The organism is candidate division KSB1 bacterium, from assembly GCA_022566355.1.
Classification (GTDB): Bacteria; Zhuqueibacterota; JdFR-76; order JdFR-76; family DREG01; genus JADFJB01.
In genome coordinates this window covers 1-20,041 of record JADFJB010000053.1, presented here as the reverse complement: position 1 = coordinate 20,041, position 20,041 = coordinate 1, and the positions used below count along the sequence as shown (strand labels likewise).

At 39.8% G+C, this 20,041-nt stretch carries 21 protein-coding genes and 1 riboswitch; of the genes, 13 read left to right on the top strand and 8 right to left on the bottom strand.

Annotated elements, in window-relative coordinates; genetic code table 11:
* Positions 1 to 45: 45 nt before the first annotated feature.
* Positions 46 to 636 carry a YtxH domain-containing protein gene (locus tag IIC38_10905; protein ID MCH8126460.1) on the bottom strand — a complete coding sequence of 197 codons (591 nt, stop codon included), beginning with the start codon at positions 634 to 636 and terminating at the stop codon, positions 46 to 48.
* A 257-nt stretch (positions 637 to 893) separates the two neighbouring features.
* Between IIC38_10905 and IIC38_10900 the strand changes: the two genes are divergently transcribed.
* Positions 894 to 1,664 (top strand): MBL fold metallo-hydrolase, encoded by a 771-nt coding sequence (locus tag IIC38_10900; GenBank protein MCH8126459.1) that lies wholly within the window; start codon positions 894 to 896, stop codon positions 1,662 to 1,664.
* A 101-nt stretch (positions 1,665 to 1,765) separates the two neighbouring features.
* Here the strand turns inward: IIC38_10900 and IIC38_10895 are convergent, their stop codons facing one another.
* Together IIC38_10895 and IIC38_10890 are read right to left on the bottom strand one after the other, a co-directional pair.
* A complete protein-coding gene (locus tag IIC38_10895; protein MCH8126458.1) occupies positions 1,766 to 2,077 on the bottom strand; it encodes a type II toxin-antitoxin system PemK/MazF family toxin in 312 nt (103 codons plus the stop codon).
* A 2-nt stretch (positions 2,078 to 2,079) separates the two neighbouring features.
* The gene (locus IIC38_10890; GenBank protein MCH8126457.1) at positions 2,080 to 2,310 is read right to left on the bottom strand and encodes a ribbon-helix-helix protein, CopG family; all 231 of its coding nucleotides are present in this window, start codon (positions 2,308 to 2,310) and stop codon (positions 2,080 to 2,082) included.
* 500 nt (positions 2,311 to 2,810) lie between these two features.
* On the opposite strand from IIC38_10890, the gene IIC38_10885 reads away from it, so the two are divergent.
* From IIC38_10885 to IIC38_10870, 4 genes are all read left to right on the top strand, one after another.
* Positions 2,811 to 3,482, top strand: coding sequence for a transglutaminase family protein (locus IIC38_10885; protein ID MCH8126456.1), 672 nt, complete (start codon positions 2,811 to 2,813; stop codon positions 3,480 to 3,482).
* A gap of 376 nt (positions 3,483 to 3,858) precedes the next feature.
* Positions 3,859 to 5,133 (top strand): Nramp family divalent metal transporter, encoded by a 1,275-nt coding sequence (locus IIC38_10880; GenBank protein MCH8126455.1) that lies wholly within the window; start codon positions 3,859 to 3,861, stop codon positions 5,131 to 5,133.
* A 144-nt stretch (positions 5,134 to 5,277) separates the two neighbouring features.
* On the top strand, positions 5,278 to 6,183 hold the full coding sequence (locus tag IIC38_10875) for a hypothetical protein (protein ID MCH8126454.1): 906 nt from the start codon (positions 5,278 to 5,280) through the stop codon (positions 6,181 to 6,183).
* Positions 6,184 to 6,615: 432 nt separating this feature from the next.
* Positions 6,616 to 6,981, top strand: coding sequence for a high-potential iron-sulfur protein (locus IIC38_10870; protein MCH8126453.1), 366 nt, complete (start codon positions 6,616 to 6,618; stop codon positions 6,979 to 6,981).
* 190 nt (positions 6,982 to 7,171) lie between these two features.
* Here IIC38_10870 and IIC38_10865 read toward each other — a convergent pair whose 3' ends face one another.
* The 4 genes from IIC38_10865 to IIC38_10850 all read right to left on the bottom strand — a co-directional run bounded on the left by IIC38_10865 (position 7,172) and on the right by IIC38_10850 (position 8,534).
* Positions 7,172 to 7,375: a hypothetical protein gene (locus tag IIC38_10865; GenBank protein ID MCH8126452.1), complete on the bottom strand. Its 204-nt coding sequence runs from the start codon at positions 7,373 to 7,375 to the stop codon at positions 7,172 to 7,174.
* Positions 7,376 to 7,395: 20 nt separating this feature from the next.
* On the bottom strand, positions 7,396 to 7,596 hold the full coding sequence (locus tag IIC38_10860; GenBank protein ID MCH8126451.1) for a hypothetical protein: 201 nt from the start codon (positions 7,594 to 7,596) through the stop codon (positions 7,396 to 7,398).
* A gap of 15 nt (positions 7,597 to 7,611) precedes the next feature.
* On the bottom strand, positions 7,612 to 8,289 hold the full coding sequence (locus IIC38_10855) for a hypothetical protein (protein ID MCH8126450.1): 678 nt from the start codon (positions 8,287 to 8,289) through the stop codon (positions 7,612 to 7,614).
* A gap of 80 nt (positions 8,290 to 8,369) precedes the next feature.
* Positions 8,370 to 8,534 (bottom strand): patatin-like phospholipase family protein, encoded by a 165-nt coding sequence (locus IIC38_10850; protein MCH8126449.1) that lies wholly within the window; start codon positions 8,532 to 8,534, stop codon positions 8,370 to 8,372.
* Between the two features lie 280 nt (positions 8,535 to 8,814).
* On the opposite strand from IIC38_10850, the gene IIC38_10845 reads away from it, so the two are divergent.
* A complete protein-coding gene (locus IIC38_10845; GenBank protein MCH8126448.1) occupies positions 8,815 to 9,558 on the top strand; it encodes a PHP domain-containing protein in 744 nt (247 codons plus the stop codon).
* A gap of 221 nt (positions 9,559 to 9,779) precedes the next feature.
* Here the strand turns inward: IIC38_10845 and IIC38_10840 are convergent, their stop codons facing one another.
* Positions 9,780 to 10,448, bottom strand: coding sequence for an AhpC/TSA family protein (locus tag IIC38_10840; GenBank protein MCH8126447.1), 669 nt, complete (start codon positions 10,446 to 10,448; stop codon positions 9,780 to 9,782).
* Between the two features lie 238 nt (positions 10,449 to 10,686).
* Between IIC38_10840 and IIC38_10835 the strand changes: the two genes are divergently transcribed.
* From IIC38_10835 to IIC38_10805, 7 genes are all read left to right on the top strand, one after another.
* Positions 10,687 to 11,607 (top strand): ABC transporter ATP-binding protein, encoded by a 921-nt coding sequence (locus IIC38_10835; GenBank protein ID MCH8126446.1) that lies wholly within the window; start codon positions 10,687 to 10,689, stop codon positions 11,605 to 11,607.
* Between the two features lie 10 nt (positions 11,608 to 11,617).
* Positions 11,618 to 12,361 carry an ABC transporter permease gene (locus tag IIC38_10830; GenBank protein ID MCH8126445.1) on the top strand — a complete coding sequence of 248 codons (744 nt, stop codon included), beginning with the start codon at positions 11,618 to 11,620 and terminating at the stop codon, positions 12,359 to 12,361.
* A 157-nt stretch (positions 12,362 to 12,518) separates the two neighbouring features.
* Positions 12,519 to 12,857, top strand: a complete 339-nt coding sequence (locus IIC38_10825; GenBank protein ID MCH8126444.1) for a rhodanese-like domain-containing protein — start codon at positions 12,519 to 12,521, stop codon at positions 12,855 to 12,857.
* A gap of 42 nt (positions 12,858 to 12,899) precedes the next feature.
* Positions 12,900 to 13,283: a DUF423 domain-containing protein gene (locus IIC38_10820; GenBank protein ID MCH8126443.1), complete on the top strand. Its 384-nt coding sequence runs from the start codon at positions 12,900 to 12,902 to the stop codon at positions 13,281 to 13,283.
* 21 nt (positions 13,284 to 13,304) lie between these two features.
* A complete protein-coding gene (locus IIC38_10815; GenBank protein MCH8126442.1) occupies positions 13,305 to 14,876 on the top strand; it encodes a hypothetical protein in 1,572 nt (523 codons plus the stop codon).
* A 193-nt stretch (positions 14,877 to 15,069) separates the two neighbouring features.
* Positions 15,070 to 15,261, top strand: a riboswitch (cobalamin riboswitch).
* 310 nt (positions 15,262 to 15,571) lie between these two features.
* A complete protein-coding gene (locus tag IIC38_10810; GenBank protein ID MCH8126441.1) occupies positions 15,572 to 17,761 on the top strand; it encodes a TonB-dependent receptor in 2,190 nt (729 codons plus the stop codon).
* Positions 17,762 to 17,801: 40 nt separating this feature from the next.
* Positions 17,802 to 19,709 (top strand): T9SS type A sorting domain-containing protein, encoded by a 1,908-nt coding sequence (locus IIC38_10805; protein MCH8126440.1) that lies wholly within the window; start codon positions 17,802 to 17,804, stop codon positions 19,707 to 19,709.
* The last annotated feature ends 332 nt before the right edge of the window (positions 19,710 to 20,041 follow it).

Here is a 20,041-nt window from a genome sequence, read left to right as displayed (position 1 = left end):
TCTTCCATAATCTTGTTCATCAAAATCAATCGTAAAATCCTAATATTAAGCTTCTACACCTTTTTCGGTAAACTTATGTCGCAAGAATGTATCCTGCACACGAAATTCATTAACCTTGCGTTCTTCAATTAATTTGATGATGTTATCGATTTCCGTTTCCAGGGAATTCAAGGTAGCCATGAGTGTGGTTATCTCCCCTTCCCTCGCATCCGGTGATAAGGCTAAATATGGATCAAGTAGTTCCGGCAGATAATTGGTCACCATCCTGTTGACTACATAAGTCAGTTCCGAGCCAGGATGTTCGCGATTGGCTTTCGGCACAATATTTCCGAGCTTATCTGCAATGGATTCGAATTTATCGAGGACTTCTTTTTTTAAATAGGGATCCAACCTGAGTTTTTTGTTCATGGCAAGAATTTGTTCGAGATATCTATCGACGGGGTCGGCGGTATCAACGATTTCAATTTTTGGTTTTTTACCGCTTGCAGGAAAGACAAACAAACCGATGAGCAATCCTAACGCCGCTCCGATAATAATGGGTAACAACGAACCGATTAATGCATTAAAAATAAGACCCACTACCGCCCCTGCTATGGCAGCGATTATTGCTTTCTTGGAAATGCGGAGTTTATCCACGTAAAACCTCCTTGGGTTTTTGCGAAAAAAGTATGAACTGATCGGAAATTGCTATAATGCTTTTCTGTTTTAAGATTCATTTTGTTTTTATTGGAGTATCAAATGTAAAACACAATAATATAATAAATTGAATTATGATTACAAGCAATTGATGATTTTAACAACATACGATAAAATTATTTTTGTGTTCAATTATCAAAATTTTGTGTAATGAAGTAGGGGCGAAGCATCTAATCCCAGGAAAAGAGATTTAGAGAATATGTTCAACAAGATGCTTCGCCCTTACTAAACCGGTAACAGTAACTTATATCGCAAATGAAGGGGTTCTGATTGCAAAGGGTGAAGAACAAGTTCTAATCGATGCCATCCATAAATACTATTACCCGGATTATTTACCAACTGACCCTGCTATTTTAGATAAAATGAACAGAGGAGTAAAGCCCTTTTCCAGTGTTGATTTGATCCTGATTTCTCACATTCACAAAGATCATTTTGATGCATCATCGATTGCAAAATATCTAAACGTTGTAAAAGATGTCGTTTTGTTTACTACTCCACAGGTTGCTGATAGTGTTTTAAATTATTTGGGACCAGATAACAGTTCTTTAGATCGAATCAAGCGGGCTCAATATACTTCCGGCTACAAATCAGAATTTGAATATAATGGAATTAGAGTAAAAATCGGCAAAATTGCGCATGGATCCAAACGTTGGAGCTGGATCCAAAATGCAGGTCATATCATTTCTATCGGCGGGAAGAATTTCTTGCATATTGGCGATCCGTATTTTGGCGAACAAGATTTTAAGAAACTAAATTTGTCAGAAGAAAACATTGATGTTGCAATTTTGCCTGTTTGGTTTTTAACCAATACAAAGGGTCGGGAAATCATTAGCAATTTCATTAAACCCAAACATTTGATTGCAGTGCATGTTTCTCCAGGAGATTCAGCTGATGCAAGCAGAGAAGTAGCTAAATATTATCCAAGTGCTACAGTGTTTATAAAACCTATGCAAAAAGTTGAGTTTTAAATAACTATAATTTGTATTAAAAATAACAATTTACCTTCTGAGATGAAGAATAAAAAGGCTTAAGGTAGAAAGAAATATCTAATACAATAAGTAATTAATTATCAAAACCCAAGAGCAAAAAGCAATGCAGGCTTGATTTCATCAAGTTTTGAATCAGACAATTTAGAAATGTAAGCTCCAATTTTACCCTTAGACACAGTCTGAATATGGTCCAAATTGATGGCGCTTAATGTTTTCATACCATCTTTTTGATCTAAAATAACTTCAGTTGGAATATCTCGAATCGTTGATGTTATTAGAGCAATCGTCACTTCACCTAGAAAATCTAAAGCAGAATTGCGTGTTAAGATAACGACAGGTCGTTTTTTATTGGTTGATTTAAATGTATACCAGCGAATTTCACCTCGTTCCATAGTCAATTCCCCCACACCTGTTCATCTTCCCAAATATCAAATTCACCTGTTTGAACTGGATGCTTTAGATAACCATCACGATGCCTCTTTTCAAGTTCTTTTATTTTTAGTCTCTCAAGATAGTATTGAAGTGATTTTCTAATAAAAGCAGAGCGGTTCGTCTTGAGTGCGCGAATTGCTCTATCGACCTGATTAAGCAAGTCTTCATCCAATGTCATTTGAATTGTCTTCATTTCAATCCTCGGTTTTATCCACATTTCTATAGCTATTTATATAAACATATTAGTATATGTTACTACAAAAAGCAACACATCTAAAAACCTCAAACAAAAGCACCATCCCCCACGCAGATTACACATTTTACTCGGATCAGTACAGATAAAAATCAGCGAATATCTGTGTCATCAGGCTCATCCGCGTTCCATTTATGATAATAGTATTCTTATTCATAAGACTAAGTAATTTCTAAAAATCAAGGCTTACTTAAAGTTACAAATCAAAATAAAGCTTTGTGAACACATCTCTTTTAAGTAAATTGTCAGTACCATTTAAAAATAGTTCAATTTACCTTAATTAAAGAAATTATAATCAAAAGGATTCATTATGGCTAAGTTTACAAAAGTTAATTCTATACTTTGTATTGTAGAAATCCCCAAAACAGTGGCTTGTGAATTAATGAAAGAAGTATTATTTATTATAAATAAACCCAAATACAAATATGACTAACCAAAGTATGGATTTCGAGAAATACCTATCACCCACACAGTTCATCGACAGCGATCACGCTGACGTGATAGATTATGCCAACGCTGTTACCAGGACAGATTCATCAGAGGTGGAAAAAGCAATTAGCCTCTATTATGCGGTTCGGGATGATATCTATTATGATCCTTATCACGTTAAACTGGTGCCAGAAAAAATGAGTGCGAGTTTTACTCTGTCCTCCAAAAGAAACTACTGCATTCCAAAAGCTATATTATTGGCTGCCGTTAGCAGGGCCGTCCATATTCCCAGTCGTCTTGGTTTTGCCGATGTAATCAATCACCTCTCGACTGAAAAAATTAAGGCGGCAATGAAAACCAACATATTTGCATATCATGGCTACACGGAGCTGCTGTTGAATAACCGGTGGGTTAAAGCTACTCCGGCTTTCAATCGCTCCCTTTGCGAAAAATTTCATGTTAAGCCGCTTGAATTCGATGGCATAAATGATTCGATATTCCATGAGTTTGATGAAAAAGGCAATAAACACATGGAGTATGTTCGCGATCATGGTCAATATGCGGATGTGCCCCTGGATGATATTATCGCATCCTTCAAGAAACACTACCCACATTTGATAGCAAAAAAAGAATATTATCTGGAAGGTGATTTTCAGGACGAGGCAAAACCGATTTTAAAATGATAACCACTAGCGAAGCTTCGCCTCAAACCGACAAAAAAAGACAAGCTTAATAAACTCGAAATGCTAAAATCGAAATCCTAAACAAATTCCAATGATAAAATTCCAAATACACCAAACAAAACGAAGAAACCTATTGAGGAGAGTAAATGATTTTAATTTTGTATTGTTTAGAATCTAGAATTTAGGATTTCGAATTCTAAATTAAAGTAATTTTATTTCATCGCAAAAAAACTTGACTCAAAATCAAAGTTGTTTATCTGATAAAACCATCAATGGTTCACCAGCATTATGTATTTAATTCTCCAAAGATATTTAGACAGGATCGACAAGATGAACAAGTTTTAACCAGCCAAATCCACTCTTTTGAGGAACATTCATGACATTCGGTAAAGGAACGCTTAAGGCTTTAGGACCGGGACTTCTATTTGCGGCAGTATCAGTCGGGGTTTCCCATTTGGTCCAATCTACCAGGGCAGGTGCTGAATATGGCTTTACTCTCATCTGGATAATCATTCTGGCCTTATTATTAAAGTATCCCCTTTTTGAATTTGGCCAAAGGTACACTGTAGCAACAGGTTACAGTCTGCTTGAAGGCTATCGCAGACAGGGAAAATGGAGTCTGGTCCTTTACCTTTTACTTACCCTGGGAACAATGTTTACCGTTCTGGGCGCTATCACTGCCGTAGCTGCAGGTCTGGCCATTCAGCTGACCGGATGGGAACCTTCCATTTCAGGAATATCGGTAATCACGGTGTGGTCTGTCATACTCATGATCATCAGTGTACTTATCCTGGCGGTTGGCCGTTTTCCTCTTATGGACAAAGTCATTAAAGGTACCATGGCTATTCTAATCCTATCCACTATTGTAGCTACAATTTCTGTACTTCCCAGGTTAAGCGGAATTCGTCTTTGGGGATCTGTAGGCTTGAAAGATATCGGTTTTATTGTAGCCCTGGTTGGCTGGATGCCCACAGGACTGGATGTGCGTGTCTGGCAATCCTTTTGGACTTCTGAGCGAAAAAAGGAGCCCGGACATAGCGCCACTCTTAAGCAAACTCTCCTGGATTTCAATATCGGCTATATTGGCACCGGTATTCTGGCATTGATGTTTTGTATTCTTGGCACAGCAGTGATGTTTGATAAAGGTATCGAGATCCAAAAAAGTGCAGGAGCCTTTGCCGGGCAAATCATCGATCTCTATACTTCGACTCTTGGCTCATGGAGCAGACCGATCATTGTGATTTCTGCCTTTACTACGATTTTCTCCACCATGCTAACCGTCATTGATGGCTTTCCCCGGGCTTTACAGCTTGTGGGAAGGCGTTTCAAGACTGCTGAAAATCCTAATGAAGTACTTGAAAAATCAGGGCATTCGTTTGATTATTGGATCTGGATGGTTACTCTGACAATTGGGGCAATGCTTATCATCATTTTCTATCTGAAAAGCCTTGGCGACCTGGTTGATCTGGCAACGACTCTTTCTTTTCTTTCAGCCCCATTCCTGGGTTTTCTCACTTACAAAGCTGTAATGGCGCCGGAAGTGCCGGATGAATTCAAACCCGGTTTCTGGCTTCAATTGCTTGCCATTTCGGGAATTGTTTTTCTAAGCGCTTTTATGCTGTATTTTCTCTATTTCAGATTTTTAGGTTAACAGTTTGCACACAAAACCGGATTTATTATCTTGGACTATTTAATTGCTTAACACACATTAAATCACTATTTTCTGTCAAGTTGATATGGGCAGTGTGGTTTCATCAGGAAACCAGTATTACTACAAAAGTTGGGAGGAATTAACATGAAAGAACTAGTTAAACGTAACCTTATAGGATCGGGTCTTTTTGTGTTTTTCATTTTATTTTTGGGCGGAACTATGAATGCCCAGGAATCTCAAATTAAAGTTAAATTAACCATTCCCGATTCAACAATCATCCAAATTCTAAACACAACCGATGGCTCGACACTAATCGGCCGTATTGTCGAAATTGGTGAAAATGAGATCCAATTTGAAACGACTATTGGTAAATTGACAATTCCTATCGCAAAGATTGAGAATATTAAAGAAGCACCTGTGACTTCGATAAAGGATGGCAAATACTGGTTTCCAAACTCCAACAGTACCCGGCTCTTTTTTGCTCCTACCGGACGAATGTTGAAAAAAGGAGAAGGCTATTTTTCAGATTATTACTTATTTTTTCCAGGCATTGCTTATGGTGTTTCCGATAATGTAACGATCGGAGGCGGTATTTCCCTTATTCCTGGAGTCGGTTTTGAAAACCAAATATTTTATCTAACCCCGAAGATCGGTATTAAAGCAACAGAGAATGCCAACTTTGCGGCCGGCGCACTCATTATGCGAGTTTCCGATTTTGGTGATGATGATCACCCCATAGTCGGCATTCTTTATGGCGTTGGTACTTTTGGTACTACGGATAAAAGTTTCACGATTGGGATCGGTTACGGCTTTGCCGATGGTGATCTGGCTGAAAAACCAATGATCATGGTAGGCGGCGAAAGCAGAGTATCTCGCCGAATAGCATTGGTAACTGAAAATTGGATTCTTCCTGGTGTGGACAGCGCTATTTTTTCTTATGGGATCCGGTTTTTTGAAGAAAAAATTAGCGTGGATCTGGCGTTCTTGAATTCAACGGACATCGGGTTTTTTCCGGGAGTTCCTTATTTAGATTTTGTTTTTAATTTTTAAAAAGCTGGCCGTGCTTCCTCATGGTCTGAATCAGATTGCATGATGAAATCACATTTGTAGTTAAAACCATTTAGTATCAACTACAGCAATTTCTCTGAATTCATTTTTAAATTAATTAACCTGGATAATTCATCTTCATGAATCATGCTTTTAAGCTTAAAACTCCCATCTGTGTCACCCAGGAGGGGTCTATTCTCATACATTTGAAAAAGCTGCAATTTAACACGAAATATAATGAAAAATTTATTTTCTAAATTGTCATCCCGCTGCAATGGGACGACATTAGGAAACTTTAAGCTTTAGTATTAAAATCATGTTTTCCATTCCTTTCTTTTTTAGTGCGAAATTAATGGACATTATTTTTATTCTGTTTATCTTTTTCCTGTATCAAATTTGAAAACGGTGAAGCAAACAGGAAAAAGGAGAGATGAAATGACAAGAGAAGAATTTCTACAACGGTTTTCGATGTTTTTTTTCGGAGCGGTTGGAGCGACGGGTCTGTTATCAAGTTGCAGCTCTGAAAAGCAAGCAGAAACAGAGACGCCGGCTGCTCAACCGGAAGTAAAAATGGCTGTTGAGGATCCTTGTAATGATTTGACAGGCTTGACAGATGTAGAAATTACTGTGAGAAAAACCTTTGAATACGTTGGAAGTACTCCCATTCCGGAGCAACGGTGTGATAATTGCCAGTTCTGGACTGTGCCGGAAGCAGGCGCCACTTGCGGTGGTTGCCAGATCATGAAAGGTCCATTTAATCCGAAAGGCTATTGTAAACAGTGGACGGTAAAAATTGCCTAAATTTATTTAATACTCTTTATGTTTTAAAGCAATCTGCATAACTCAATATCAAGAATTGAAATTGACTATTCCTCTAAACGCCAGATTTCAGTAAGCAAAAACATCAAATGATTATGGGAACGATTTACCTTAAAACCGCTGTCATCTGAGCCCTCTATGAAATGGTCTTCTTCTTCACGCCCTGCAAATTCTACCGGTCCCAAAGATGGATGTTTTCTAGCTGCACCAAAATTTCACTATTTTCAGGGATTAGGTGAAGCATGGTTAATGTCCCTTGCGGTTTTTGCCGCGCTCGCCAACGGGTTTGTCCGTTTTTTACCGGATCGATCTTAACGAACTCGGGATCGCTGAATTCTTCCGTCGTGAGGATCACATCATGAGTAAAAATTGGCATACGCTCATGATAAGCTCTGCCTATGTGTCGAATATCTCTGAATAGGCAGTTTCCTGTCCCCAGGTTGCCAGGTATACCACATCATTATATTTTACAAATCCATTGTCCGTATCGATTGTGGTATTTCGTACTATACTCTTTATGGATGGCGGTTGTGAGTAATAATAAATGCCAACTGAACTAAGAATAATGAAAAATAGAACCAAGGTACCTGCCTTCATATTATCTATTAACCATCACCAATTTGCTCGTTCCTTTTGGGATGTTTCCCAACCGAAGAGAAGCGCTGCCCGAATCTGGGTTGGATTAAAATTCTCCAGTTCAAGTTTCACAGGCTCTGGTGGCCGAATAACCTTGACATCAATTTTTCGTTTTTTACTCAATAAACTATCTGTGGGAGGCGCCGGTATTTGATCCAGGAGAGTGTTGATTTGTTCACAATGCTCAATATCATTGTTTACGGTTTCATTGGTGACGATTCCCGTCAAACGTTCCATTAATTCGAGGACATTTTTCCGATTAAATTTTTCTCTTTTCAAATCTTTCGTCTGACAAAGAACGCAGATTATATCGGTAGCGCCATCCCGGATGGCCTGGCGCAGCGGCGCAACTTCGCGAATGCCGCCGTCAAGAAAAGGTTCGTTGTTGATCATTTTTACGGGCATAGCCAGGGGAATGGCTGTACTGGCTATGATATAATCCAAAATATTCGAATCCTCAACACCAGCATAAACTAGCTTTCCGTTGGCGATGTTAACTGCGCAAGCAAAGAATTTTACAGGGCTTTCTTTAAGATTCTCGCTCTTAAATTCTCTTTTTACCAAATCCCGGAAAGGTGATGTGTCTATAAAGCCATCAAATTTACTAAAGAGGACATCTATCGCAAGTTCTATTCCATCTCGTGTTCTTCCCAACTTTTCAAAAGCGGTAATTTCCTGAATCCAAAAATTTTGCAGCTCGTTGGCAATAGCTACCCAATCCGGCGCTTTTTTTGCTATGGCCGCCCTGCCCGGTCTGCGAGAAAAGCGCCATTCAGACTTCCAACTGATGTGCCATAAATAGCATCAGGCACAAAACTGCCTGATGTGAGTAAATCTGTAATGACTCCGGCTTGAAATGCTCCCTTTATGGAACCGCCGCTTAATACGAATGCCTTCATTTTATACCTCCTGCTGATTTAATTAATTATTTAATTAGATATTAGTGGGTTAAAAAGAGATGTCATTCTAACCTCATTCATGTTTGGTTTACATATTAATTATATTCTTTAGAATAGGTGAAATATAGTGAATTTAATTGCTGTGATTTTATAGACTTTTTTATATATTAAAAATAATCGTCAAAATATTCACTAGGGACTGCAGCTTTGAAATTTTTTTCCGAATATTATATTAAGGCATTGTAATGATTCTGAAAAATTTAAAGGAAACTTGGTAACAATGATAGAATTAAAATCTGACTTTCATCTTCATACATGTGACGATCTAAAAGATTATGTAGGCCATACGGGATTTGAATTAATCGATTGTGCGGCACAACGGGGTTTTAAGGCATTGGCTATAACCAATCATGATCTTTTTACCTTTAATAATGACTTAAAAAGCTACGCGTCCGACCATGATATTCTCCTCATTCCCGGCATCGAAAAGAAAATTGCAGGGAAGCATGTGTTATTATTAAATGCATTCCCTGCCACCGAAAAAATTGAGACTTTCGACGATTTGTATTATGCAAAAAAGGACGGACTTTTTGTGATTGCACCGCATCCGTTCTTTAAAGCGAGGACCTGTTTGGGAAGAAAGCTGATTAATGAAATCGAGCTGTTTGATGCAATAGAATATTGTTTCTTTTACAGCAAATTATTTAATCTGAATCGCAGGGCTGTTAGAGTAAGTCGAAAAGTGGGATTGCCTTTAATCGGGAATTCCGATTGCCATCTCCTGGAATATATGGGCGTTTGCCATTCAATGATTGCAGTTGAAGAAAAATCCATGGAATCTGTATTTTCAGCCATCCGAAACAATAGCGTCAATGTTGTAAGCCGGCCAATATTTTTGCCAAAACTTCCTATGCTCCTGGTTGAAATGAATCAAAAACGACGGAAACTCTCGGAACGAAAAAGGCAAGAATTGACCCTGCCTGCTTTCGAATTCGGAAAAGAATTGGAAGAAGTTTCGATGTAAGGTCTTGGGTTAAATGTGCATTGGGTTTTCTAGCTCTACGGGACTTAAAAGGGGAGTAAAGGTTAGATTATGCTACAAATATTCGATCCCTATAATAGGGATCGAAAGAAACGTAAGACTCTATTAATTGGCTTGCTAGGCCAAAATATTTATAGCAGATATAACCTATAAAATCGGTAAGTCCCACTAGGGACAAAATATTTATTTAGCCAATTATGCTATTAATCATCCTTCTTTAAAGCAGCTTTGGCGGCGGCAAGAAGGACATCAGGGTCTATTCTTATTCTATGATTCGGATTGGTATATGAAAACTTTATTATCCCATCTGTCCCAACAACAAAAGCAGATGGAGCCGGCAAAATATGATGGGTTTCGCCGGAAGCGACTTCAATGTCAATATTAAATCCCTTGTATCTTTCGAGGGTTTTGTCATCAAGTATATATGCGATACCAAAAGCCTGTGGGCTGATCGCTTTAGAATCAGACAGGAGCGTGTAATTCAAATCATGCTTTTGAAGGCTTTCCTGTAATTTCTCCGGGCGATCGGCACTGATCGCAATGATTTGATAGCCCAATTCAATGACCTGGGATTCGATCTTATGCAGTTGACCCAACTGCAGGTTGCAGTACGGTCACCAACCGCCGCGGTAAAAAATGAGTATGGTTGGCTTCTGTTCGATTGCCGCATTTAAATTGAACGAACTGCCGTCTATTTTTGTCAGCTCTAATTTAGGGACCGATTCGCCAATGAGGATAGGGCAGATTTCATTTGGAGAGTTTGGCAATGTATTTTGTGATTGATTAGTATTTTCATTGTTCTGAGCCAAACAAATTGAAAACCATCCAAACAAAACAAACACCAAACTGATTTTAAAAAATAATTTTCTCATAAAACCTCTCATAATAATTTGTTATAAAAGACTAAAATACCTTTTCTTTGTGATCTCTATAATTAACACTTTTTTTTCCACCACTGTCAAGAGTTAATTATTTTTTTTTCAAGGTTTAAACGCAGTAATGAAACTCACATAATTTGGATTTCACCGTAGTTTAATTATTCTTCTTCTTGCTATTAATTACTCATTAGGTTATATTCAACACCTCTAAAATCGAAATTCGGAAATATGAATGGCAAATAATTCAGTCGTACAGGTAAACAATTTACGCAAGACCTATGGCTCACTGGTGGCAGTCGATGGCATCTCTTTCGAAGTGTATGAAGGCGAGATATTTGGCATGGTTGGGCCTAATGGCGCCGGCAAAACCACAACTATCGAATGCATCGAAGGATTAAGATCTCCAAATGATGGTGAGATAAATGTCCTCGGCTTAAATCCCACAAAAGATGGTTATAAACTCAAAACGCAGATTGGAATTCAACTGCAGCAAGCGGAATTACAGGCACGCATTAAGGTTTGGGAAGCCCTCGATCTTTACAGCAGTTTCTATGGCAATTCAATAAATTTGGCAGATTTATTGGAAAGACTAGGACTTTCTGAGAAACGGAACACCCATTATTCTAAACTTTCCGGCGGCCAAAAACAGCGATTGTTTATTGCAATGGCACTGTTAAATAATCCTGAGCTCATTTTCTTAGATGAGCTCACAACGGGACTTGACCCCCAGGCGCGCCACAATATGTGGGATTTGGTTCGTGGAATTCGCGATGATGGTAAGACCGTTTTCCTCACTACTCATTTTATGGAAGAGGCAGAAAGGCTTTGCGATCGGGTGGCAATTATGGATAACGGCAAAATAATCGCAATCGATACCCCTGGAAATTTGGTGAAGAATCTGGGTGCGGAAAATCGTGTTGTGTTTATGGTTGACGAAGAGTTTGATACTGGTTTCATTGAAGAAAAAAGCTCGGTAACCAAGCTCGAACAGAGCGGCAACCGCATGGTGGTCTATGGCAAAAGCGATCAACTGGTAGTCGATGTCGTGGTTGCCCTATCCGAGAAAAAAATCCAGTTTCGCGATCTTCGAACCGAGCAACCTAATCTTGAGGATGTGTTCTTGTCGCTCACCGGCCATTCGATGCGGGATTAAGAGGAGAAAGATGAAAGGACTATTCAAACTATCTTTAGTGGAATTCAAGTTGTTTACACGAGAATTTTTCGCGGCGTTCTTCACCTTAGCTTTTCCGGTAATGCTGCTGGTTTTATTCGGCATGATCTATGGCAATGAAAAATCAGATTTCTTTGGCGGCTATGGTATGGTGGACATTGCCGTACCATCTTACACGGCTATGATCATTGCCTCCAGCGGACTCATCAGCATTACCACCATCATCGCTTCCTACCGTGAAAAGGGCATTCTGCGCAGGTTGCATGCCACACCGCTTCGGCCGCAAACCATATTGAGCGCTCATGTTATTGTAATTTTTATCATGACTTCCCTGGGCATGGGCTTGTTGATCATCACCGGTAAGTTGCTATATAATATGCAGTTTGAAGGGAATTTCCTAAGCGTGGCAGCCGGGTTTACACTCAGCAGTCTGAGTTTCTTCTCCCTGGGATTTCTCATAGCCGGCTTAATACCCACAGCCAGAACCGCCCAGGCGACTGCGATGGTGTTATTTTATCCGATGATTTTCTTATCGGGAGCAACCATTCCCCTTGAAGTGTTGCCGGAAAACGTTCAAAACATTGCTACGATCTTGCCACTGAAACATGTTGTTATTCTGTTGCGAGGGCTTTGGATTGGACACAGCTGGCAGCAACATTTGACTGAAGTGGCGGTGTTGTTTGGAATTCTGATCATCGCCATCCCTATCTCCGCCAAAACTTTTCGCTGGGAATGAGTTTCTTAATATAGGTTTAAAAATTTTGGATCTTTATGGAGTTCATGACATGAATGGATATTACAGGAAAATGTTGCCTTTGTTATTTCTGATTTATGGTCTCGCTGCCTGCCAGAGTAACAGCAACAAAACTTCCAGCGCAGAGTCAGATTTATCTATTCGAAAAGAAATTTCTGTCCAGCAGGCTTATGAAAAAATCATGAACGATAACGAAAATCCAAACCTGGTTGTAATCGATGTCCGCACTCCTCAGGAATATGAACAAGTTCGCCTTCAAAACAGTATTTTGATTAATTATCGCGATCCGAATTTCAAGATGGAAATCAGTAAATTAGACAAAAATAAAACGTATATCGTTCACTGCCGTTCCGGCAAACGAAGCGGCAAAGCATGTGAAATCATGCAGGAAATGGGTTTTAAGGAAGTCTATAACGTAGCCGGAGGAATCTTGCAATGGCAAGAGGCTGACTTGCCGGTTGTGAGACTATCGAATTGAGTGGTCCTGTTAAAACACAACTAAAAATATTTGGTTTTCAAAATGAATAAAACATTCCTTCTTTTAGGCAGTATAAACGCTTTCTTAGCAGTCGGACTGGGTGCATTTGGCGCCCATGGCTTGCGATCAAAAATTTCTCAAGAAATGCTTGCGATCTATCAAACAGGCATCCAGTACCATATGTTTCATGCAATGGGATTGATGATTGTGGGTTTAGTATTTCAATGGATTTCCAATTCCTCGGCTATGATCTGGGCCGGTTGGTCCATGGTATTTGGCATCCTGATTTTTTGCGGAAGCTTATATGCCTTAAGTATATCCGGGTTGCGGTGGTTTGGCGCAATCACACCTATTGGCGGCCTGGGATTTTTAGTAGGCTGGTTTTTGTTTGCTTATGCTATTTTTAAGCAATCAGTTAGTTCATGAAATTTATTAGGAGAAAATCACATGTTTAATTTCAACAGTAAAAAAATTATTTTAGTCTTCATCTCGATGTTTGTTCTTATCAGTCCGGCATTTGCACAAAACAAAGACCTGGGCATTATTGATTTTCCAACTTCCGGTTCTCCGGAGGCGCAAAAATATTTCATTCGGGGTGTCCTCTTAATGCACAGTTTTGAATATCGGGATGCAGCGGCTGAATTTAAAAAAGCCAGGGAAATCGAGCCGGGTTTTGCCATGGCGTATTGGGGTGAAGCCATGACCCATAACCACCCGGTCTGGAATCAACAAAACAAATCTGCTGCACAAAAAATTATGAAGGGATTAGCGTCTACTGCCGAGGAGCGTATGAAAAAAGTACCCACCCAAAGAGAGAAGGATTACTGGCGTGCGCTTGAGGTTTTGTATGGCGATGGCGATAAAATCAGCCGTGATTATGCCTATTCTGAAGCCATGAAACAGTTGTATGAGAAATATCCCGAAGACCTGGAAGCGGCGAGTTTTTATGCCCTTTCCATCCTTGGTACGGTTCAAGGTAAACGCGACTTCAGAACTTACGTACGAAGCGGCGCTATTGCGCAGGAGGTATTCGGGAAAAATCCCCTTCATCCGGGTGCGGCACATTACGTCATTCATTCATTCGACGACCCGATTCATGCACCGTTGGGATTGAAAGCAGCCAGGGTGTATTCTAATATCGCACCGGACGCGCCCCATGCCTTACACATGCCTTCCCATATTTTTATGGCGCTGGGTATGTGGGACGACTCCGCATCTTTAAATGAAAGATCGGCGGCGGCAGCTTTTAAAAAGGGTCAAAATGGGTTACATCCAACCTGGTGGCTGCACTATACTTACCTTCAGCAAGGCCGATACGAAGAAGCGCGAAAATTATTGGCCGAAGTTGAGAAAAAAATGAATCAGACTAATTCCAGAAGTTATATCAGGCATGCAGCCCATATGCGTTCTTCATTTATCGTTGAGACCCGGAATTGGCGAGAAGCGAATATCGGAAATTTTGATGCTTCAAGTTTGGGAACTAAGGCAATGGCCAATGTTTTGTTGGTGAATGGATTTGCCGCAATTGAGTTTGAGAAAATTGATAAAGCAACTAAAATATTGGATCAGCTGAAGGAATTAATTTCCACCGAACAAAAGTCGGATGATCTTGAACTGGTTCAACTAATGCATAAAGAGCTGGAGGCTTTTATTCAATTTAAAATGGATAACGATAACAAGGCATTGGCGCTTTTACAGGAAGCCATCGCTTTACAGGATAACATGCGCTTCGAATTTGGCCCGCCTATTCCTGTGAAACCCGTTCATGAGTTATTTGGCGAGGTGTTGCTTCAATTAGACCAACCGGAAGAAGCCAAGCGTGAATTCAAAATTTCATTGACGCAAAATGCCAATCGGGCATTGTCCTTGTTGGGATTAGCGCGGGCGAACTCTGCCCTGGGAGATTCCGAGGCAAGCCGTAAAGCATACTCGGAGCTGAAAGAGATTTGGCATAATTCTGATGATCTGCCGGAATTGCAGGAGATAAATAGTAAATTGGTTCAGGTCGGAAGCCAATGAGCAATGGATAATGGATAATGGATAATGAACAATGAACAATGAACAAAATTCAATAAATCTCAAAAAATCAAAAAACAAAAATCAATGGGAAAACAACCTTTCTGATTTGTTACTTGTCATTTGGATTTTTGCTAAATACTGTATTCATGTGACTTAACAAAAAAATTGTATTGACATTTATCTTCAAGTTTCTAAATTAAAATAAGAAATGGGTAAATCCAGGATACTGGACTAAGGAAGCCGGTGTGAATCCGGCGCTGCCCCGCAACTGTAATCAGCTACGAATGCCTGATAAATCCACTGTCCCGCCCAGGCGGGATGGGAAGGAAGGCAAGTAGATTTGAAGCTGTAAGCCAGGAGACCTGCCCATTAAAATCCTTCGCGGGAAGGTCACACTGCGTATTTAATGAACCCATCTTTTCCCCGAGGTGGGTTTTTTTATTTCCATCCGGGAACCCCTTCTCTCGTTGAGTAATGTACTATTTTTATAGCGAAATGCAGTTCCAGGTAACTGTATTCAAGCATATTCTGAGATTAAAAACTAGTTGAGCCTATGATAAACACGGAATCTTAATGGAAATCATAAAAAACAAAAGAAATGTCATCCCGTCTCGTGACGGGATGACATTATTCGATCTTAAATACAGATGGAAAAAATTAGAATAAATTAAGTCTATTCAGAATAGGTAAATAAATTGCGTTACTATTTTAACATCCTGATTATTCTTGCACTTCTTGGCACAATTCAGAGTGCCTGGGCACAATCCATCATTAAAATCCAGGGAAGGGTTAAGACAACATCCGGTCAGCCTTTAACAGGGGCAAACGTAGTTGTGGTTGGAACCGGTGTGGGTGTGATTTCAAACCATAAAGGAAATTTCACCATTGAAAACCTTTTCGCGGGTGAATACACCCTGAGAGTCTCTTTCATTGGTTATTTTGACGTCGAAAAGCAAGTCATTGTGCAGAAGGATTTTGTTACAACTGTGGAATTTGTATTGAGTCAAAAAGTCATCAACCTTCCAGGTGTACTTGTTGAAGATGTCTTTGAAAATCCCAACGAGAGCGCTTTCTTTGAAACAATTACCACAATAGACATTCGCAACAGTCCGTTCGACAATGTGGCTGATTTAATCAATCAAGTCAGCGGGATCGAGATTACTGAAAACAGTTCAGGAGGAAAGCTAGCAAGGATTCGAGGCAGTAATGCTAACCAGGTATTGGTTTTGCTTGATGATGTCCCTTTAAACGATCCTATGCTTGGCGAGGCTGATTTAGGACAGGTGCCATTATCCAATATTGAAAAGATAAACATTTGGAAAAGTGGGAGCCATAGTCGTGTGGGTGGCGCAATCGGTGGTGTTATCGAAATCATTTCCAAAACTTCTGCCATGGAAGAAGTGAGCGTCAAAGCTGATCTGGGCAGTTATGATAAATTTGATTTTCGTTCTTCAATATCCGGTGTTTTAAAACACGCTAATTATTTTGTCAATGTTTACGGCAGCAGTAAGAATGGGAAATTTAGTTATTCTTATCGGCTTCCGGATGGAACCCTCGTTCGTGATGAAAGGCTTAATGCTGATTTATCATCAAGAAATATATTCGGAAAGATACGCTATTCCCGGGGTGAACATGCGGTTATTTTGCAGCTAAATGTTCAAAATTCAAATCGGGGTATTCCTGGCTTAATCTACTCATTAACACCCTATGCAGAGGCAAAGAATTCTCAGTCGATTATTCTGGCCAGGTATCAATTCCGGCATCATGATTGGTCGGCGCGATTACAATTTTCCAATCATTTCAACAAAACGGAATTTAACCATGCGCCACCCGGCGATGCACCTATTCATTTTCGAACCGTGCCACCCTATCGCTCCCGCAACCAACTTAATTCCAAACTTGCATTCCTTGAATTGAAGAATGGAACAAAACTGACCATTAATGCCAGCTTGAGGAAAGATAGTTTTCAAAATGAAGATTTACTCTCTGCAACTAATAAAATCTCAAAAACAGACAATGTGCAGGGTGAAATGGGATTTGGCACGCAAATCAAGTTAGCCTATCCAGAATTCAGTTTGGGCTTCGTTCTCACACCTGCAATACGGGTTGAAACGATTCAATTCAAGCGGGATGAATTTAATCGCACAAATACTTATTTCAGTCCCGGGATTGGCATGCTGCTTTCCCGAACAACGAATTGGCTCATGCAGTTAAAATCAAATTTGAGCAAGTCCTTTCGAGCGCCTACTTTTGCGGATCTGTTTTACCAGGATTTTCGTGTTAGCGGTAACCCGGAATTGTTACCGGAAACGAGCCGCAATTTTGATGTTGGAATAAAATCCGGATTTCCAATCTTGGGTTGGCTGGAAATCGAAGTAGCCTATTTTCGGAATCATGTTGAAAATCTTATCATTTGGGAGCTGGGCTCGTTCGCTACGTTTCGTCCTTTTAACACGGCCGCTTTGTTGCAAGGTTATGAGTTTAGTTCATCGTGGTTGTCCTGGAATGATAAAATAAAATTGCAGATCAGTCATGTTATCGATAACGCTCTTAATAAGAATAAATCACGAACCACACATAATAAGCGGCTCACCTATCGGCCCGAACATATTTCGAAAATTAATTTATCCGTAAATTTGGGATTTGCGGCTTTGGATTATCACAAACGGTTGATTGGTGAAAGGTATATAACGGCAGCAAACACTGTAAAAATGCCGGCATATACAGTTGATGATTTTACGATGAGAATACGGCAAAATGTTAAAAAGACCCGGGTTTCTTTTTTCTTGTCTGTATTCAATGTATTTGACAATAAATTTGAAATTGTCGAACGAGCGCCGATGCCGGGTCGGCATTTTAAAGTAGGACTTGAGGTAGTTTATTAAATGAAGTTTACTAAGTCGCACAATTAACAAAGGAGTCAAAATGAGAACAATTATTTTTGTTATCTTTACAGTCGTACTAAATTGCGCAGCAATAGCCCAGGATATTCCACGAACGCTTTATGTACTAAATGGGTCAGCGCGCACAGTTTCTAAATTGAATTTAGATACTCAACAGATCGAAAATGACATCATTACAGTCGGTGTTGTGCCCAACCGGATTTTGGCGAAAGGGGAGAATGTTTACGTAGTAAATTCCACTCCGCCTGGCATCACAGTCATTGATATTAAGACGGATCAAATCGTTCAAACTATTAATCTGGCTGAAGGCAGTAATCCATGGACAATGGCTTTCGTTGGCGCCAATAAAGCTTATGTAACAAATTATGTCGCAAATTCCGTGAGTGTGGTTGATTTGCAAAGCGGAAATTTACTCAACACGATTTCTGTTGGTCTCGCACCTGAAGGGATCCTGGTTGTTGATAACACTGCCTATGTTGCAAATACCGGAGGTTTTCCAAACTTTTCGCCATCAACAGTATCCATTATCGATATTCAAAAGGATTCTGTGACCAAAACATTAGAGGTTTGCACTAATCCCCAGGATTTAGCTCTCGCATCGGACGGTAATATCCATGTGATTTGTACTGGGTTTTTTGAATCGGATGATGGGAAGGTTTATATTATTAATCCTTTTGCGCCGCCAGAATTTGTACCAGCAGTTGTCGATAGTGTACTGCTTGGTGGTGATCCCGGGGATATCCAAATTACCAAGGACGGCATTGCTTACGTGACAGCTTTTGGCGCTGACAATAAAGGGTTTCTCTATTCGTATGATGTTTTCAGTAAAGAGATTAAGTATGGTTCTTCCAATCCACTACTAATTGGGTTTGGAGCGATGAATGTTTTATATGATTCTCAAACAAACCGATTATTTGTCAGTAATTTTAAAGATGATACTGTTCAGGAAATCAATTTGTCGGATGATTCCGTACTGCAAACCTTTCCCTTTGGAGATGGGGTAATCGACATGACGATTGCTGGACCTATTTCGGCTAGTGATGTTTGGGCGGATGCAGTCGTGTCATTTTCCCCGGGAGAAGGCGCCGGATTCGGTCAGAATTTCTTCCCGGACAATATCCTGGGCCCGCCGGATCCAGATCCAACCTTGAATGAAACGAATGCAAGCTTTAAGCCGCAAGAAATCCTGTCACTTGGCCATGGCGGTGAAATCATTCTTGAGTTTATAGATAATCACATTGTCGATGGCCCGGGACCTGATTTCACCGTTTTTGAAAATGTCTTTATAATATTTTCAACCAACGAACCGTTTATTGAAGCGGCCATTGTTTCAGTAAGCATGAATGGCATCGATTTTGTGGAGTTTCCTTATGATACTGCAACATTTGCAGGATTAGCCGGTGTTACTCCAACCAAAGACAACAGTCAATTTTCCGATCCCGAAGTGTCGGGAGGAGATTCTTTCGATCTGTCAACAGTGGGTTTGCCGTATGCACGCTTCGTAAAATTGACCGATCTGGGCGATATCAAAAAAGAAGGGCTATCTAATGGAGATTTCGACTTGGATGCAGTGATAGCGGTAAATAGCCAACCAGGAATGCCTACTGCGGTTGCAGATGAACAGAATGAAATTCCTTTGAACTTCGAGTTAAGCCAAAACTATCCAAATCCATTTACGATCAGTAATGGAGTTTTACAAACCAGGATAGGGTTCAGTCTTAAATCGTCCTCACAAATTAGAATTCGTATTTATAATTTGGCCGGGCAGTTCGTTCGAACATTGGTGGATCAACCGTATTCACCGGGCAATTATTCAACGGTTTGGAATGGTACAGACCATTTGGGTATCCTGGCAAGCAGTGGCATCTATTTTTATGAAATGGCAGTTGGCAGCAGAAGAATTGTAAAACCGATCGTTCTGATGAATTGATTGTAATTTGAGGTGTTTCGGTGTGGAGAAGATTTTGATGCTCGATTCTTGATACTGGATACTGGATACTGGATACTGGATACTGGATACTGGATACTGGATACTGGATACTGGATACTGGATACTGGATACTGGATACTGGATACTAGATACTGGTAGTGCCTTCTGAAAAAAAGTTGACAATAGTAGTTAGTAGTTTTCTATTTTACTTTGTTACTTTGTTACTTTGTTACTTTGTTACTTTGTTACTTTGTTACTTTGTTACTTTGTTACTTTGTTACTTTGTTACTTTGTTACTTTGTTACTTTGTTACTTTGTTACTTTGTTACTTT

Excerpts from the sequence above, each read along its gene's own strand:
- IIC38_10850 (MCH8126449.1), bottom strand. The coding sequence starts at position 8,534 with ATGAAGGCATTCGTATTAAGCGGCGGTTCCATAAAGGGAGCATTTCAA.
- IIC38_10820 (MCH8126443.1), top strand. The coding sequence starts at position 12,900 with ATGAATAAAACATTCCTTCTTTTAGGCAGTATAAACGCTTTCTTAGCA.
- IIC38_10880 (MCH8126455.1), top strand. The coding sequence starts at position 3,859 with ATGACATTCGGTAAAGGAACGCTTAAGGCTTTAGGACCGGGACTTCTA.
- IIC38_10890 (MCH8126457.1), bottom strand. The coding sequence starts at position 2,310 with ATGAAGACAATTCAAATGACATTGGATGAAGACTTGCTTAATCAGGTC.
- IIC38_10835 (MCH8126446.1), top strand. The coding sequence starts at position 10,687 with ATGGCAAATAATTCAGTCGTACAGGTAAACAATTTACGCAAGACCTAT.
- IIC38_10815 (MCH8126442.1), top strand. The coding sequence starts at position 13,305 with ATGTTTAATTTCAACAGTAAAAAAATTATTTTAGTCTTCATCTCGATG.
- IIC38_10865 (MCH8126452.1), bottom strand. The coding sequence starts at position 7,375 with ATGCCAATTTTTACTCATGATGTGATCCTCACGACGGAAGAATTCAGC.
- IIC38_10870 (MCH8126453.1), top strand. The coding sequence starts at position 6,616 with ATGACAAGAGAAGAATTTCTACAACGGTTTTCGATGTTTTTTTTCGGA.
- IIC38_10895 (MCH8126458.1), bottom strand. The coding sequence starts at position 2,077 with ATGGAACGAGGTGAAATTCGCTGGTATACATTTAAATCAACCAATAAA.
- IIC38_10830 (MCH8126445.1), top strand. The coding sequence starts at position 11,618 with ATGAAAGGACTATTCAAACTATCTTTAGTGGAATTCAAGTTGTTTACA.
- IIC38_10805 (MCH8126440.1), top strand. The coding sequence starts at position 17,802 with ATGAGAACAATTATTTTTGTTATCTTTACAGTCGTACTAAATTGCGCA.
- IIC38_10885 (MCH8126456.1), top strand. The coding sequence starts at position 2,811 with ATGGATTTCGAGAAATACCTATCACCCACACAGTTCATCGACAGCGAT.
- IIC38_10860 (MCH8126451.1), bottom strand. The coding sequence starts at position 7,596 with ATGAAGGCAGGTACCTTGGTTCTATTTTTCATTATTCTTAGTTCAGTT.
- IIC38_10875 (MCH8126454.1), top strand. The coding sequence starts at position 5,278 with ATGAAAGAACTAGTTAAACGTAACCTTATAGGATCGGGTCTTTTTGTG.
- IIC38_10845 (MCH8126448.1), top strand. The coding sequence starts at position 8,815 with ATGATAGAATTAAAATCTGACTTTCATCTTCATACATGTGACGATCTA.